We start from the raw sequence: 14,202 nt of genomic DNA, 5'->3' as shown, positions 1-14,202 counted from the left end.
TCGCGCTACGCGCGCCCCGGAATGACGACCGTTGGTCGGGTTAGACCACCGCCAATTTCCGGTCGATCACCAGCAGCACGCGCTCGAGCTCGTGGCCGCGACGCAGGATCAGGCCGGTCGCCGAAATCACACTGTACATGCCCTGCTTGCGGGCGAGCCGCGGATCTTTCTCGATGCGGTAGATCGGCACTTCGGAGGCACGGCGATAGACCGAGAACACCGCGCGGTCCTTCAGGAAGTCGATGGCATAATCGCGCCACTCGCCGTCGGCGACCATGCGGCCATAGAGGTTGAGAATTCGGTGCAGCTCAAGCCGATTGAACGTCACACGGTTCGGCTGGGCATTTGCAGCGGCGGGGCGCGCCACTGCGCGCTGCTCGCTCGGATCGGCATCCTCCGACGTCAAGCTCATGGGGCGCCTCCTCATCGCATCGCATGACCGCCTCCGCGAAGACCGTCCCCGGAGCCGCGGATCATGACAATGGTATGATTGCGCCAACTGTTCCCCACCGCAAGGGGCTCCTGAACGGCCTGGAGGACCGTGGCCTCCTCGCCGGGGGTTGCGAGCCATGATACACGCAGTGGTGGAACTTCGCAGCGGCAAACCGTCACGGGATCGTTAGCAGGAATCACAGGATCGCCGCTTTTCCGCCCATCGCCTGCCGCCCTGCATTGCGAAAAGACCTGTGTGCGTTGACCCGGTCCTTTCGGTTCCGGATTCCTCAGCCCCCAGCCCCCCGGGGTCGAACAGGATCGGGTCTGTACGCACGACAAGGAGGGCCAGCGCGAGTTGGTCCTTTTTTGTTTGTGGCGGGATGTTTCACTCTCCGCTGTCATTCCGGGGCGCGCGAAGCGCGAACCCGGAATCCATTTCTCAGCTCGGATAGTGGATCGATGGATTCCGGGTTCGCACCGAGAGGCGCGCCCCGGAATGACTGCGACCGGTTTTGCAGAGAGGGCTCGCGTTCGCTTCAATGCAGCGACGTGTACGCCGCGCCCAGCATCGCTCCGGGCTTCTCGCGGCTGCCGTCCTGGACGTAGACCACCGCACCGTCCACGCCGTCGCGCGACGTCAGATTCTCGAGCGGCACGGTCCAGCTTTCCGGATGTCCGTTCCAGTCGCCGACCTTGAGCAGATTGCGCACGACGTTGTGGTAGGTGATCTGCTGTCCGCGGTTTTCGCCGCGGCTGATCTCGATCGGCACCGCTTTCGCGATCGAGCAGATCCAGACCTCGCCATGGGACACTGCAGGCTCCTTGCTCGCGGCCACCGATACGTTGATCTGCCTGCCTGCGAGCGACATCGAAACGGGGACGCTCATCACGCCTAGCCCCTTGTCGGTCTTGCCGATCGCATTTTCGATGCCGGCACGGTCGCTGCCGATGACATGCGTGGCGCCGTTGACCACGACTTGCGGCGTATAGACCTCGCGGTCGCCGCGCATCCGCGAATAAGCGCGCTGCCGCGCCGTGAAGCGCGAGTCCGCCAACGTGTCCTTCCAGCCGAGATAATCCCAGTAGTCGATCGGCATGCTCAGCGCGATGATCGAGGGGTCCTTGGCGAGGTCGCCGATGACCTTGTCGGCGGGCGGGCAGGACGAGCAGCCCTGCGAGGTAAACAATTCGACAACGGCGCGGGGGTCGGCCTGGGCGGGACGGATGATGGCGACGATGGCACAGATACCGAGCGCTCCCGACCAGAATGCACCGGACCAGCGCGTAACGAGATTAGAAGCCATACCAGTCATATCGAACGTCACACACCGTCATTCGTTGGGGAGAAAGCTTATCGCCTGATGGTCACCGTAGTCTTACGGGGCGCGGCACGTTCAACCATCCAGTGCGGGATTTCCGCCAGACGGGCCCATCTGAAGCATGCCGCAAACGCGCGAAGGCGGCCTTTTGATAGGCCGCCTTCGTCTAACCTTCTACTCACGTCGCGGTGAGCCACCGTTCACAAATTCGCGCTTAGGCCGCGAGCTTGCGCAGCACGTAGTGCAGAATGCCGCCGTTCCGGTAGTAATCCAGCTCGTCCAGCGTATCGATGCGGCAAAGCAGCGAAACGCGCTGCAACGAACCGTCGGCGGACACGATCTCCGCGGTCAGCTTCTGGCGCGGCTTCAGATCGCCGACCAGACCACGCAGCGTGACCTTCTCGTCGCCCTTCAGGCCGAGCGACGACCAGGAGGTGCCTTCCTCGAAGGTCAGCGGCAGCACGCCCATACCGACCAGGTTGGAGCGATGGATGCGCTCGAAGCTCTGGCAGATCACGGCGCGCACGCCGAGCAGACGGGTGCCCTTCGCGGCCCAGTCGCGCGAGGAGCCGTTGCCGTATTCGGCGCCGGCGAACACCACCAGCGGCACCTGCTCCTGCTGATACTTCATCGCAGCGTCGTAGATCGACATCTGCTCACCGTCGGGCCAATGCTTGGTGAGGCCGCCTTCCGGAATGTTGCCGTCAGCACCCTTCAGCATGAAGTTCTTGATGCGGATGTTGGCGAAGGTGCCGCGCATCATCACTTCGTGGTTGCCGCGACGCGTGCCGTACTGGTTGAAGTCGGCCGGACGCACCTGGTGCTCGCTGAGATATTTGCCGGCGGGCGAGGTGAGCTTGATCGAACCGGCCGGCGAGATGTGGTCGGTGGTGATCTTGTCGCCGAACATGGCGAGGATGCGCGCCTCGACGATGTCGGTGACCGGCTCCGGCTCCTTCTTCATGCCTTCGAAATAGGGCGGGTTCTGCACATAGGTCGAAGACATGTTCCAGCGGTAGGTCTCGCTCTCGACTGTCTTGATCTTGCGCCAGTTGGTGTCGCCCTTGAACACGTCGGCATACTTCTTCTTGAAGATCGACGCGGTCACGAACTTCTTCATGAAGGCATTGATCTCTTTCGTCGTCGGCCAGATGTCCTTGAGGTACACCGGCTTGCCGTCCTTGCCTTCGCCGAGCGGCTCGACGGCGAGATTCTTGGTGACGCTGCCGGCGAGCGCGTGCGCGACGACCAGCGGCGGCGAGGCCAGATAGTTCGCCTGCACGTCCGGCGAGACGCGGCCTTCGAAGTTGCGGTTACCCGACAGCACGGCGGCGGCAACAATGCCGTTGTCGTTGATCGACTTCGATATCTCCTCGGGCAGCGGACCGGAATTGCCGATGCAGGTGGTGCAGCCGAAGCCGACCAGGTTGAAACCGACCTTGTCGAGTTCCTTCTGGAGACCGGAATCGGCGAGATAGCCCGCGACGACCTGGCTGCCCGGAGCCAGCGAGGTCTTCACCCACGGCTTGGCCTTGAGGCCCTTCGCGGCGGCGTTACGTGCCAAGAGGCCGGCGCCGATCAGCACGCTCGGGTTCGAGGTATTGGTGCAGGAGGTGATGGCGGCAATGACGACGTCGCCATGACCGATCTCATAGTCCTTGCCTTCAACCGGGAAGCGCTTGCTGGGCTCTTCGGCCTTCTTGTACTCGCTGCCGAGCGCGAGCGAAAAACCTTCGGCGACCGACGGCAGCGCGATGCGGCCTTCGGGACGCTTCGGACCGGCCATCGACGGCACGACGTCGGCGAGGTCGAGCGTCAGCGTTTCCGTGAACACGGGATCAGCCGACTTGGCGGTCCGGAACAGGCCCTGCGCCTTGGCATAGGCCTGCACCAGCGCAACGCGCGGCGCCGCGCGGCCGGAGGTCTTGAGATAGTCGATCGCAGCGGCGTCGACGGGGAAGAAGCCGCAGGTTGCGCCGTATTCGGGCGCCATGTTGGCGATCGTGGCCTTGTCGGCGACGGAGAGATTGTCGAGGCCGGGGCCGAAGAACTCGACGAACTTGCCGACCACGCCGAGCTTGCGCAGCATCTGCGTGACGGTGAGCACGAGATCGGTGGCGGTGACGCCTTCCTTCATTGCGCCCTTCAGCTTGAAGCCGACGACGTTGGGCAGCAACATCGACAGCGGCTGGCCGAGCATGCAGGCTTCCGCCTCGATGCCGCCGACGCCCCAGCCGAGCACCGCGAGACCGTTGACCATGGTGGTGTGGGAGTCGGTGCCGACGAGCGAGTCGGGATAGGCGACCTCGAAGGTGCCGGTCTTCTTGCCGACCGTCATCTTCTCCTTCTTGGTCCAGACGGTCTGGGAGAGATATTCGAGATTGACCTGGTGGCAGATGCCGGTGCCGGGCGGCACGACGGAGAAGTTCGAGAACGCCTTCTGGCCCCACTTCAGGAACTCGTAGCGCTCCTGGTTCTGCTTGTACTCTTCAGTGACGTTCTTGGCGAAGGCCTTGTTGTCGCCGAAGAAGTTCACGATCACGGAGTGGTCGATGACGAGGTCGACGGGGACCAGCGGGTTGATCTTCTCGGCATCGCCGCCGAGCTTCTGCATCGCGTTGCGCATCGCGGCGAGATCGACCACCGCGGGCACGCCGGTGAAGTCCTGCATCAGCACGCGCGCCGGGCGGAACGCGATCTCATGCTCCAGCGACTTCTTGCGCAGCCACTTCGACACCGCGACGATGTCTTCCTTCTTGACCGAGCGGCCGTCTTCGTTGCGGAGCAGGTTCTCGAGCAGGACCTTCATCGAATAGGGGAGTTTCGAAATTCCCTTCAGACCATTCTTCTCGGCCGTGGGCAGGCTGTAATAGACATAGGTCTTGGCGCCGACCTTGAGGGTCTTTTTGCATTTGAAGCTGTCGAGCGAGGTCATGTAGGAATCCCAATTGTTAGACATACCCGGCAGAGGGTATTGTAACACCGTCAGCGTATCAGGCTGGGCCGCTTGCAGGGGCAGGTTGAGTTGCTGCATCAAGTAGTTCCGGGCTTATAGAAGCTTTCTAACCGCGCCGCCACAGCCACAATCGTGCCGCAGCAATTCGCCAGCCAAAAATTCCCATGCGCTACCCCAAGTTTTCCTGAGGCCTGGCTTTGAGCTTGATGATGCAAGGCAAGCTGCAGCTTTCCGGACGCGGGGTCGGCTGCGTGCGGGGCGGCCGCGAGGTGTTTTCCCGGCTCGATTTCGAGGCGACCTCCGGCGAAGTCGTGGCCGTCGTCGGCCGCAACGGATCGGGCAAGACCTCGCTGCTGCGACTGATCGCGGGCCTGCTCGTTCCGGCCGGCGGCACGATCGTATTGGAGGGTGGCAACCCCGAGATGACGTTGCCGGAACAGTGTCACTATCTCGGTCATCGCGACGCCCTGAAACCGGCCCTCACCGTTGCCGAAAACCTGTCGTTCTGGGCGGATTTCCTCGGCGGCGAGCGCGCTGATGCGGCCGAGAGCCTCGCCACGGTCGGGCTCGACCATGCCACCCATCTGCCCGCGGGCTTCCTCTCAGCGGGCCAGCGCCGCCGGCTGTCGCTGGCCCGGCTGCTGACGGTCCGGCGGCCGGTCTGGCTGCTGGACGAGCCGACCAACGCGCTTGACGTCGCCGGCCAGGACATGTTTGGCAGCCTGATGCAGCAGCATCTGGCGCGCGGCGGGATGATCATCGCGGCGACTCATGGGCCGCTGGGGGTTGAAACGCGGGAGCTAAGGATCGGGGAGATGGCATGAGTCTGGCCGACCCTCAGCTTTCCAAGCGGCCAGGCGCCGCTCTCTCCGTTCCCTCCCCCCTTGCGGGGGAGGGTCAGGGAGGGGGGTGCCACACGGGGACGCTCTCAATCGACCGAAGTTCTTCTCTACCTCCAAGCGCACCATTTCCTGGGCTACCCCTCTCCCCCGCCCTCCCCCACAAGGGGGGAGGGAGCGCAGTGTGCCCGGGGCGCGAGCTCGGCTCTCATGACCACCTCAGCGCCGAGGCCACCCCATGACCCCCCTCTCCGCTCTCATCCGCCGGGACATCAAGATCGCGCTCCGCGTTGGCGGCGGGGCGCTGATCGGGGTGCTGTTCTTCCTGACCGTCGTCGTGCTGATGCCGTTCGCGGTCGGGCCAGACCTTGCGCTGCTGTCGCGGCTAGGGCCTGCCATCCTGTGGCTCGGCGCGCTGCTGGCGAGCCTGCTGACGCTGGACCGGCTGTTCATGTCCGACCACGAGGACGGCTCGCTCGACCTCATCACCATGAGCCGGACGCCGCTGGAACTCGCCTGTGCCGCCAAGGCGCTGGCGCATTGGCTGGCCGCGGGCCTGCCGCTGATCGTCGCAACCCCCGTGCTGGGTCTCCTGCTCAACCTCGACATGGTCGCAACCGGGGCGGTCGCGCTGACGCTGCTCGCCGGCACGCCGGCGCTGACCTTCACCGGCATGATCGGCGCTGCGCTGGCGGTGACCCTGCATCGCGGCGGGTTGCTGATGGCGGTGCTGGTGCTGCCGCTGTCGATCCCGGTGCTGATCTTCGGCGTCGCTGCCTCGCAGGCCGCGATCGTCGGTCCCATGACGTTCGGCGCGCCGTTCTCGATCCTGTGCGCGCTGTCGCTGGTCAGTCTCGTGATCGGCCCCTTCGCGGCGGCCGCGAGCCTGAAACATGGACTGGACTGAAATGGGCTGATGCCTTGACCCCGATCAACTTTCGCTGCGCGCTTTCATGCTGATTGCGTGAGCAGCCCCCGGTGATTATCACGATACCATGTCGCTGATCGACCTCGCCAACCCCACCAGGTTCCTCGCGCTCTCGGCGCGGGTGTTGCCGTGGCTTGCGGCCGCGACCGCCATCCTGTTTGCGATCGGCCTCTATCTATCCGCTCTCGCGCCCGACGATTATCAGCAGGGCGCGACCGTGAAGATCATGTTCATCCACGTGCCCAATGCGTGGCTGTCGATGTTCGTCTGGGGCGTGATGAGCATCGCCTCGCTCGGCACGCTGGTGTGGCGGCATCCGCTCGCCGACGTCGCAGCCAAGGCCGCAGCCCCGATCGGCGCTGCCTTCACCTTCCTTGCGCTGCTCACGGGCTCGCTGTGGGGCCGGCCGATGTGGGGCACCTATTGGGAATGGGACGCGCGGCTGACCTCGGTGCTGATCCTGTTCCTGATGTATCTCGGCCTGATGGCGCTGTGGCGGGCGGTCGAAGATCCCTCCCGCGCGGCGCGCGCCGCGGCGGTGCTGACGCTGGTCGGGGCACTCAATCTTCCCATCATCAAATTCTCGGTCGACTGGTGGAACACGCTGCACCAGCCGGCCTCGGTGATGCGCATGGGCGGCTCCACGCTCGACAAATCGTTCCTGATTCCGCTGCTGGTGATGGCGGTCGCATTCACGCTGCTGTTCGTCACGCTTCATCTCGCCGCCATGCGCAACGAGATTTTGCGCCGACGCGTGCGCTCCCTGCAGATGATGCAGGCGAGCCGCGTCGCGTTTTCCGGCGACGTGAGTACCGGTTCGCGCCAGGAAAACGCATCGACAGGAGCTGCATGATGATGTCGCTCGGTCCTTACGCGCCCTTCATCGTGACCTCCTACGTCGCCGCAGCCGTCGTGGTCGTGCTCCTGATCGGTTGGATCGTGCTCGATCATCGTAACCAGACGGAACGTCTGCGCGAGCTCGAGCGCAGCGGCATCAGCCGCCGCTCCGGTCGCAGCGCGACGGGCACGCCATGACGGATCAATCGACCTCCGCACCGCCGCAGCGCCGCACCTTCCTGATGGTGCTGCCGCTGCTCGCCTTTCTCGGACTTGCCGTGCTGTTCTGGTTCGGGCTCGGCGGGGGCGATCACTCGCGGATTCCCTCCGCGTTGATCGGAAAGCCCGCTCCACAAATCACGCTGCCGCCGCTCGAGGGACTGCAGGCCGACAGCACGCAAGTGCCGGGGCTCGATCCCTCCGCGTTCAAGGGCAAGGTCAGCCTCGTCAATGTCTGGGCCTCCTGGTGCGTGCCGTGCCATGACGAGGCGCCGCTGCTGACGGAGCTCGCCAAGGACAAACGCTTCCAACTCGTCGGCATCAACTACAAGGATGCGCCTGACAACGCGCGGCGCTTCCTCGGCCGCTACGGCAACCCGTTCGGCCGCGTCGGCGCTGACGCCAACGGCCGCGCCTCGATCGAATGGGGTGTCTATGGCGTGCCGGAGACTTTCATCGTCGGCCGCGAAGGCACCATCGTCTACAAGCTGGTCGGCCCGATCACGCCTGAGAATTACCGGGCGGTGCTGCTGCCGCAGATGGAGAAGGCGTTGAAGGCGGGGAGCTGACCCTGATCTCGCGTGCCCCGGACGCAGCGCAGCGCCTCTTCAGCGGTGCGCTGCAGAGCCGGGGCCCATGTCACCGCGACCGCGCGCTTGGAGAGAGTCTGGATGCCGGCTCGCGCTTCGCGCGTCCGGGACACGAGACCGCGCTCAGCCCTTCCTGATATCCCCCGCCTCGGCCTCGCTGGTCTCCAGCGAGACCGGCTCGACCCCGTAGCGCTTGGTCAGCGGCATCTGGGCGATGGCGAAGAGCATGGTCAGCGGCGTGACGCCGAACACCTTGAAGTTCACCCAGAAGTCCGTGCTCTGGGTGCGCCAGACGATCTCGTTCAGCACCGCCATGCCGGCGAAGAACAGCGCCCAGCGCAGCGTGAGGATGCGCCAGCCCTGCGGGGTCAGGTTGAACATCTGGTCGAACATCACGGCGATGAAGGAGCGGCCGAACAACAGGCCGCCGCCGAGGATCGCGGCGAACAGGCCGTAGATGATGGTCGGCTTGACCTTGATGAAGGTCTCGTCGTGCAGCACCAGTGTCAGCGTGCCGAACACCAGCACGATCACGCCTGTCACGATCGCCATGATCGGGATGTGACGCGTCACTACATAGGAGGCGATCATCGCCGCCACGATCGCCACCATGAAGGCACCGGTCGCGGCGAACAGGTTGAACTTCGCATTGACGAAGAAGAACACGAGCAGCGGACCGAGCTCGGTCGCAAGCTTGAACAGCGGATGCGGCTGGGTCTTGTCCATTCTCTAGCTTTCGATTCCGGCAATCGCGCGGGCAAAATCGCGCGCCGTGAACGGCGCAAGATCGTCGACGCCTTCACCGACACCGATGAAATGCACTGGCAGTTTGAATTTCTCCGCGAGCGCCACCAGAATGCCGCCGCGCGCGGTGCCGTCGAGCTTGGTCATCACCAGGCCTGTGACCCCAGCGGTGCGATGAAAGGCCTCGACCTGCGACAGCGCGTTCTGGCCGACGGTGGCGTCCAATACGAGCAGCACCGCATGCGGCGCCGTTGCGTCCACCTTGCGGATGACGCGCACGACTTTCTCGAGCTCGTTCATCAGCTCGGCCTTGTTCTGCAAACGGCCGGCGGTGTCGATCAGAAGCACATCGATGTTCTGCTCTTTGGCAGCCGTCAGCGCGTTGAAGGCGAGGCTCGCCGAGTCCGAGCCCTGCGCGCCTGCGATGACCGGCGTCTTCGTCCGCTCGCCCCAGACCTTGAGCTGCTCGATGGCGGCGGCGCGAAACGTGTCGCCGGCGGCGAGCATCACCTTGCGGCCTTCGGAGGCGAATTTCTGCGACAGCTTGCCGATCGTGGTGGTCTTGCCGGAGCCGTTGACGCCGACCACGAGGATCACGAACGGCTTCCTGGCCGTATCGATCTCGAGGGGCTTCGCCACCGGCGCCAGCACCTTCTCGACCTCGGTCGCAACCACGTCCTTGACCTCGTCGGCAGAGATCGCCTTGTCATAACGTCCCGTGCCGACCGCATCCGCGATCCGCACCGCGACTGATGTGCCGAGGTCGGCGCGCAGCAGCACGTCCTCGATGTCGTCGAGCATGGCGCGGTCGAGCTTGCGCTTGGTGACGAGGTCGGCGACCGCGGTTCCCAGTGAGGACGAGGTCCGCTTCAGCCCGTTGGACAGGCGGCGCCACCAGCTCAACTTGGGGGGATCTGACGTGGTATCGTTCATGGCGGGGGTGTGTTAGCCGTTCCGGCCTCCAAACGAAAGTCTTGACCCTGAAAGTCTTGCAATTGCTCGATGTTCCCGAATTGACCGCAGATGAGATTTTAGGCCGCGTGCTCCATCGCGACGGCTTGATGCTGGTCATCAACAAGCCGGCCGGTCTGCCGGTGCATCGCGGCCCCAAGGGCGGGCCCAATCTGGAAGATTCCTTCGACGCGCTCCGGTTCGGCCTGCCGCGGCCGCCGGTGCTGGCCCACCGCCTGGACAAGGACACCTCCGGCTGCCTCGTGCTCGGCCGCCATCGCAAGGCCACCGCCTCGCTCGGCCTCCTCTTCAAGCATGGCAAGATCGGCAAGACCTACTGGACCGTGGTCGAGGGCGGACCGGCTGAGGACGAAGGCACCATCGACATGCCGCTCGGCCGGCTCAATGCCGAGCGCGGCTGGTGGCAGAAGCCGGACCCGGAAGGGCAGAAGGCGATCACCAACTGGAAAGTGATGGGCCGGGGTGAGGGTTTTACCTGGCTCGCCATGGAACCGGTGACCGGGCGGACCCATCAATTGCGGGTGCATTCGTCCGCGACCGGCTGGCCGATCTTCGGCGATAATATTTACGGCAATGGCCCGCGCTTCGGCGAGCCGAAGCTGCATCTGCATTCCCGCGAGATCGTGGTGCCGATCTCCCGGAACAAGGAGCCGATCCGCGTCGTCGCGCCGGCCCCGCCCCACATGCACGAGAAGCTCCGCGCTTGTGGCTGGAACGGGGAATAAGGGGCTCTCCAAGCCATGGTTTACCAAACGTTCAGGGCTCGTCGCTAATCCTAACGGTTGCTTAGAACAAGCCTCCGTCATCCGCTCAGGACGAGCAACGCGTCATGTCCACGGCCGCGCTATCTGTTATCGACGAGGTCGAGTCCGCGATCCGGACCGGCTCGCCGGAAAAGGGCCTGGAGACCGCTCGGCGCGTCACCGACCTGTTTCTCTCCTCCGCCGGAAGCTTCAACGACGAACAGATTGCCCTGTTCGATGACGTGCTCGAGCGCCTGATCGGCACCATCGAGCTGCGCGCCATCGCCGATATGGCTGCGCGCATTGCGCTGGCTGAAATCAGCGCCCAGCTCGCGCCGATCGCGCAGGCGCCGCCGTCCGTGATCCGCCGTCTCGCCAACAACGACGAAATTCGCATCGCCGGTCCCGTACTGCAGGAATCCGCGCGCCTCGACGACGGCGAGCTGGTGAAGATCGCCTCCAGCAAGGGCGAGCCTCATCTGCTTGCGGTCGCCGGTCGCTGGTGGCTGAAGGAGATCGTCACCGACGCGCTGCTGGCGCGCCGCTATCCCAGCGTCAGCCGCCGCCTCGCCGCCAACCCCGGCGCGCGCATGTCCGCAAAGGGATTTACCGTCATCGTTGGACAGGCCGAGAGCGATCCCGAGCTCGCGGCAAGCGTCGGCATCCGCGTTGACCTTCCGTCGGATCTGCGCCGCCGATTGCTACGTTCGGCAACCGACGCCGTTCGCACCCGCCTGTTGTCACGCGCCCCGCCTGACCTGTTCGAAGAAATCCAGAATGCGATCGCCGCAGTGACCGTCGGCATCGAGCGCGACATGTCGGGCGTACGCGACTTCGAGGGCGCCAAGCGGGCGATCGCAGGTCTCAAGGCAACGGGGCAGCTCAACGAAGCAACGCTGCTCGGTTTCGCCAGGCAGCGGCGCTACGAAGAAACCGTGGCCGCATTAGCCGCGCTGTCCGGATCGACCGTCGAGGTGATTCGTCCGCTGATGCAAAGCCTGCGCGAAGACGGCCTGCTGGTGCCGTGCAAGGCGGCGCAGCTCAGCTGGGAAACGACGGCGGCCGTGCTGGAAAGCCGTTTTGCGACGGGTGCGATGAAGCCGGCCGATCTCGAGAGAGCGCAAAGCAATTTTGCGCGCATGACCGCTGAGAATGCACGACGCACGCTCAGGTTCTGGCAGGTACGCGCCTCGTAGTTCTTTCCCTCTCCCCTTGTGGGCCCCTTGTGGGAGAGGCTGGCTCGCCGCATGGCGGCGAGACGGGTGAGGGGTATTTCTCCGCGAGTCCACACCTCAGTTTGAGTACGCGGAAGCAACCCCTCATCCGGCGCTTCGCGCCACCTTCTCCCACAAGGGGAGAAGGAAGGACGCAGCTCTTACGTGGCCAGCCGCTCGCCATCGTTGCCAATTATCCTTCGCGGCACAACGCTCCCCACGCGCTCGCCCGCAATCGCCACCGGCAGATAATGCTCGGTACGCCCCTGACCGTCGCTCTCGATCAGCACCTCGCGCGTCGCGCCGATCTCTGCGTTCAATCGTTGCCGCAACGCGACCTCGCCAGCCGCACGCAGCCGCTTCGCGCGCGCCTTGATCGCACCGCCCGCAACCTGCGGCATCTTCGCAGCCGGCGTGCCGGGGCGCGGCGAATAAGGGAAGACGTGCAGGAACGTCAGGCCGCACTCCTCGACCAGATCGAGCGAGCGCGAAAACATCTCCTCGGTCTCGGTCGGGAAGCCCGCGATGATGTCCGCGCCGAACACGATGTCTGGGCGCAGGTGCCGGACCCGATCGCAGAACGCGATTGCATCCTGCCGCGAATGCCGCCGCTTCATGCGCTTCAGGATCATGTCGTCGCCTGACTGCAGCGACAGATGCAGATGCGGCATCAGCCTGATATCGTCGGCAATGGCATCGAGCAGATCGGCGTCCGCCTCGATCGAATCGATCGAGGAGATGCGCAGCCGCTTCAGTTCCGGCACATGCCGCAAGATCTGCTTGGTCAGCATGCCGAGCTTGGGCGCGCCCGGCAGGTCAGCGCCGTAGCTGGTCAGGTCCACGCCGGTCAGCACGATCTCGGCATGACCACGTTCGACCAGGGTGCGAACCTGCTCGACCACGGCGCCCATCGGCACCGAGCGCGAATTGCCGCGGCCGAACGGGATGATGCAGAAGGTGCAGCGATGATCGCAGCCGTTCTGCACCTGCACGAACACGCGCGGCAGGCCGCTCGCATAGCCGTCGATGAGATGCGGCGCCATCTCCCGGACAGCCATGATGTCGCTGACGGCGATCTTCGCGCCGGCGCCGAGATCGAAGGCATCGCGCGCCGCGCGCCAGGCATCGCCGCGCATCTTGTCGTCATTGCCGACGACGCGGTCGACCTCGATCATGTCGGCGAACATCGCGCTTTGCGTCTGCGCCGCGCAGCCGGTGACGACGATGCGCACCTCCGGTCGCTCGCGCTTCAATTTGCGGATCGACTGCCGCGCCTGTGCCACGGCCTCGTTGGTAACGGCGCAGCTGTTGATGACGATGGTGTCGGAGAGGCCCGCATCCTCCGCTTTGCTGCGGATCACCTCGGCCTCGAAGGCGTTGAGGCGGCAGCCGAAGGTGACGACGTCGACGGCCATTAGCCTGCAGGCGCGAACAGCGCCGGATCGAACTTGCCTTCATATTCGAAGGTCGCCGTTCCCGTCATCAACACGTGATCGTCGCGCTCGCGCCATTCGATACCGAGCTTGCCGCCGGGCAGCGTCATCTCGACCTTGCGCTCGGTGCGCTTCAGCCGCGCAGCCGCAACCGCAGTCGCGCAGGCCGCAGACCCGCAGGCCCTGGTCAGCCCGGCGCCGCGCTCCCAGGTGCGCATGGTGATGTGCTCACGATCAACGATATGGGCCAGCGTGATGTTGGCGCGCTCCGGGAAGATCGGATGATTTTCCAGCAGCGGACCGAAACGTTCGAGATCGTAGGCATTGACGTCGTCGACCCAGAAGATCGCGTGCGGATTGCCCATGCTGACCACGGAGGGCGAATGCAGGATCGGATTGTCGATCGGCCCGATCTGCAATTCGATGTAGCGGGTGTCCCGAAACTCTTCCGCCAGCGGAATGTCCTGCCAGCCGAACTTCGGCGCGCCCATATCGACGGTGTAGAGGTCGGGCGCCGGACCCTGCCAGGCATTGAGCAGGCCGGCGGCGGTTTCGAACGTCGCGGTGGTCTGCCCGCTCTTTTCGAAGATCCGGCGCACGACGCAGCGCATGCCGTTGCCACAGGCACCGGCTTCCGAGCCGTCATTGTTGTAGATGCTGATGAAGGCTTCGGTGCCGCCGAGCCGCGGCTTCTGCAGCACCATGAGCTGGTCATAGGGCACGCCGCCATGCGCGGAGGCGACGGCGCGGGCGTCATCAGGCGTGATGCGGCCGGCGGAATCGCGCATGTCGACAACGACGATCTCGTTGCCGATGCCGTTCATCTTGGCAAATGCGTGGTTGGCCAGCGCGCTCATGAAAATTCCCGAATTTCGCCTGCCTTATATGGCGATCCTTGCCGACTTGGCCAGTGATTTGGCTGTGGCAGCCGAGATGAACTGCCATGACGCATCTGTCATGGGACGAATTTGGC

14 protein-coding genes are annotated in these 14,202 nt (G+C 64.7%); 7 read left to right on the top strand and 7 right to left on the bottom strand.

Annotation, left to right across the window (positions count from 1 at the left end; all coding sequences use genetic code 11):
* Window positions 1-40 precede the first annotated feature (40 nt).
* The 3 genes from BM374_RS06325 to acnA all read right to left on the bottom strand — a co-directional run bounded on the left by BM374_RS06325 (window position 41) and on the right by acnA (window position 4,689).
* Window positions 41-412 carry a DUF2794 domain-containing protein gene (locus BM374_RS06325; RefSeq protein ID WP_092289942.1) on the bottom strand — a complete coding sequence of 124 codons (372 nt, stop codon included), beginning with the start codon at window positions 410-412 and terminating at the stop codon, window positions 41-43.
* Window positions 413-971: 559 nt separating this feature from the next.
* Window positions 972-1,748 (bottom strand): DUF1223 domain-containing protein, encoded by a 777-nt coding sequence (locus BM374_RS06320; RefSeq protein ID WP_092289940.1) that lies wholly within the window; start codon window positions 1,746-1,748, stop codon window positions 972-974.
* Between the two features lie 220 nt (window positions 1,749-1,968).
* Window positions 1,969-4,689 (bottom strand): aconitate hydratase AcnA, encoded by a 2,721-nt coding sequence (gene acnA / locus BM374_RS06315; protein WP_092289938.1) that lies wholly within the window; start codon window positions 4,687-4,689, stop codon window positions 1,969-1,971.
* A gap of 242 nt (window positions 4,690-4,931) precedes the next feature.
* Here acnA and ccmA point away from each other — a divergent pair, with 242 nt between their 5' ends.
* From ccmA to BM374_RS06290, 5 genes are all read left to right on the top strand, one after another.
* The gene (gene ccmA, locus BM374_RS06310; RefSeq protein WP_092290291.1) at window positions 4,932-5,534 is read left to right on the top strand and encodes a heme ABC exporter ATP-binding protein CcmA; all 603 of its coding nucleotides are present in this window, start codon (window positions 4,932-4,934) and stop codon (window positions 5,532-5,534) included.
* 253 nt (window positions 5,535-5,787) lie between these two features.
* On the top strand, window positions 5,788-6,456 hold the full coding sequence (gene ccmB / locus BM374_RS06305; protein WP_092289936.1) for a heme exporter protein CcmB: 669 nt from the start codon (window positions 5,788-5,790) through the stop codon (window positions 6,454-6,456).
* A gap of 88 nt (window positions 6,457-6,544) precedes the next feature.
* Window positions 6,545-7,330 carry a heme ABC transporter permease gene (locus tag BM374_RS06300; RefSeq protein ID WP_092289934.1) on the top strand — a complete coding sequence of 262 codons (786 nt, stop codon included), beginning with the start codon at window positions 6,545-6,547 and terminating at the stop codon, window positions 7,328-7,330.
* On the top strand, window positions 7,327-7,512 hold the full coding sequence (gene ccmD / locus BM374_RS06295) for a heme exporter protein CcmD (RefSeq protein ID WP_092289932.1): 186 nt from the start codon (window positions 7,327-7,329) through the stop codon (window positions 7,510-7,512). Before BM374_RS06300 ends, ccmD begins: the two co-directional genes overlap by 4 nt.
* On the top strand, window positions 7,509-8,102 hold the full coding sequence (locus tag BM374_RS06290) for a DsbE family thiol:disulfide interchange protein (RefSeq protein ID WP_092289929.1): 594 nt from the start codon (window positions 7,509-7,511) through the stop codon (window positions 8,100-8,102). Before ccmD ends, BM374_RS06290 begins: the two co-directional genes overlap by 4 nt.
* A 144-nt stretch (window positions 8,103-8,246) precedes the next feature.
* On the opposite strand, the gene BM374_RS06285 is transcribed toward BM374_RS06290, so the two are convergent.
* A complete protein-coding gene (locus BM374_RS06285; protein ID WP_092289927.1) occupies window positions 8,247-8,849 on the bottom strand; it encodes a septation protein A in 603 nt (200 codons plus the stop codon).
* A gap of 3 nt (window positions 8,850-8,852) precedes the next feature.
* Window positions 8,853-9,800 (bottom strand): signal recognition particle-docking protein FtsY, encoded by a 948-nt coding sequence (ftsY, locus tag BM374_RS06280; RefSeq protein WP_092289925.1) that lies wholly within the window; start codon window positions 9,798-9,800, stop codon window positions 8,853-8,855.
* Between the two features lie 62 nt (window positions 9,801-9,862).
* On the opposite strand from ftsY, the gene BM374_RS06275 reads away from it, so the two are divergent.
* Both BM374_RS06275 and BM374_RS06270 read left to right on the top strand, forming a co-directional pair.
* Entirely contained in the window at window positions 9,863-10,564 is a 702-nt protein-coding gene (locus BM374_RS06275) for an RluA family pseudouridine synthase (protein ID WP_177248149.1), read from the top strand.
* Window positions 10,565-10,668: 104 nt separating this feature from the next.
* On the top strand, window positions 10,669-11,778 hold the full coding sequence (locus tag BM374_RS06270) for a DUF2336 domain-containing protein (protein ID WP_092289923.1): 1,110 nt from the start codon (window positions 10,669-10,671) through the stop codon (window positions 11,776-11,778).
* A 179-nt stretch (window positions 11,779-11,957) separates the two neighbouring features.
* Here BM374_RS06270 and mtaB read toward each other — a convergent pair whose 3' ends face one another.
* Window positions 11,958-13,211, bottom strand: coding sequence for a tRNA (N(6)-L-threonylcarbamoyladenosine(37)-C(2))-methylthiotransferase MtaB (gene mtaB / locus BM374_RS06265; protein WP_092289921.1), 1,254 nt, complete (start codon window positions 13,209-13,211; stop codon window positions 11,958-11,960).
* On the bottom strand, window positions 13,211-14,086 hold the full coding sequence (gene dapF / locus BM374_RS06260; RefSeq protein WP_092289919.1) for a diaminopimelate epimerase: 876 nt from the start codon (window positions 14,084-14,086) through the stop codon (window positions 13,211-13,213). Before dapF ends, mtaB begins: the two co-directional genes overlap by 1 nt.
* Window positions 14,087-14,202: the final 116 nt, after the last annotated feature.

The organism is Bradyrhizobium sp. Ghvi, from assembly GCF_900115265.1.
Classification (GTDB): domain Bacteria; phylum Pseudomonadota; class Alphaproteobacteria; order Rhizobiales; family Xanthobacteraceae; genus Bradyrhizobium.
The sequence above is the reverse complement of the archived record's forward strand: the minus strand, read 5'-3'. Positions and strand labels throughout refer to the sequence as shown.

Bases quoted from the DNA above. Each gene is read 5' to 3' on its own strand.
- BM374_RS06325 (WP_092289942.1), bottom strand. From the start codon at position 412: ATGAGCTTGACGTCGGAGGATGCCGATCCGAGCGAGCAGCGCGCAGTG.
- BM374_RS06320 (WP_092289940.1), bottom strand. From the start codon at position 1,748: ATGACTGGTATGGCTTCTAATCTCGTTACGCGCTGGTCCGGTGCATTC.
- acnA (WP_092289938.1), bottom strand. From the start codon at position 4,689: ATGACCTCGCTCGACAGCTTCAAATGCAAAAAGACCCTCAAGGTCGGC.
- ccmB (WP_092289936.1), top strand. From the start codon at position 5,788: ATGACCCCCCTCTCCGCTCTCATCCGCCGGGACATCAAGATCGCGCTC.
- BM374_RS06300 (WP_092289934.1), top strand. From the start codon at position 6,545: ATGTCGCTGATCGACCTCGCCAACCCCACCAGGTTCCTCGCGCTCTCG.
- ccmD (WP_092289932.1), top strand. From the start codon at position 7,327: ATGATGATGTCGCTCGGTCCTTACGCGCCCTTCATCGTGACCTCCTAC.
- BM374_RS06290 (WP_092289929.1), top strand. From the start codon at position 7,509: ATGACGGATCAATCGACCTCCGCACCGCCGCAGCGCCGCACCTTCCTG.
- BM374_RS06285 (WP_092289927.1), bottom strand. From the start codon at position 8,849: ATGGACAAGACCCAGCCGCATCCGCTGTTCAAGCTTGCGACCGAGCTC.
- ftsY (WP_092289925.1), bottom strand. From the start codon at position 9,800: ATGAACGATACCACGTCAGATCCCCCCAAGTTGAGCTGGTGGCGCCGC.
- BM374_RS06270 (WP_092289923.1), top strand. From the start codon at position 10,669: ATGTCCACGGCCGCGCTATCTGTTATCGACGAGGTCGAGTCCGCGATC.
- mtaB (WP_092289921.1), bottom strand. From the start codon at position 13,211: ATGGCCGTCGACGTCGTCACCTTCGGCTGCCGCCTCAACGCCTTCGAG.
- dapF (WP_092289919.1), bottom strand. From the start codon at position 14,086: ATGAGCGCGCTGGCCAACCACGCATTTGCCAAGATGAACGGCATCGGC.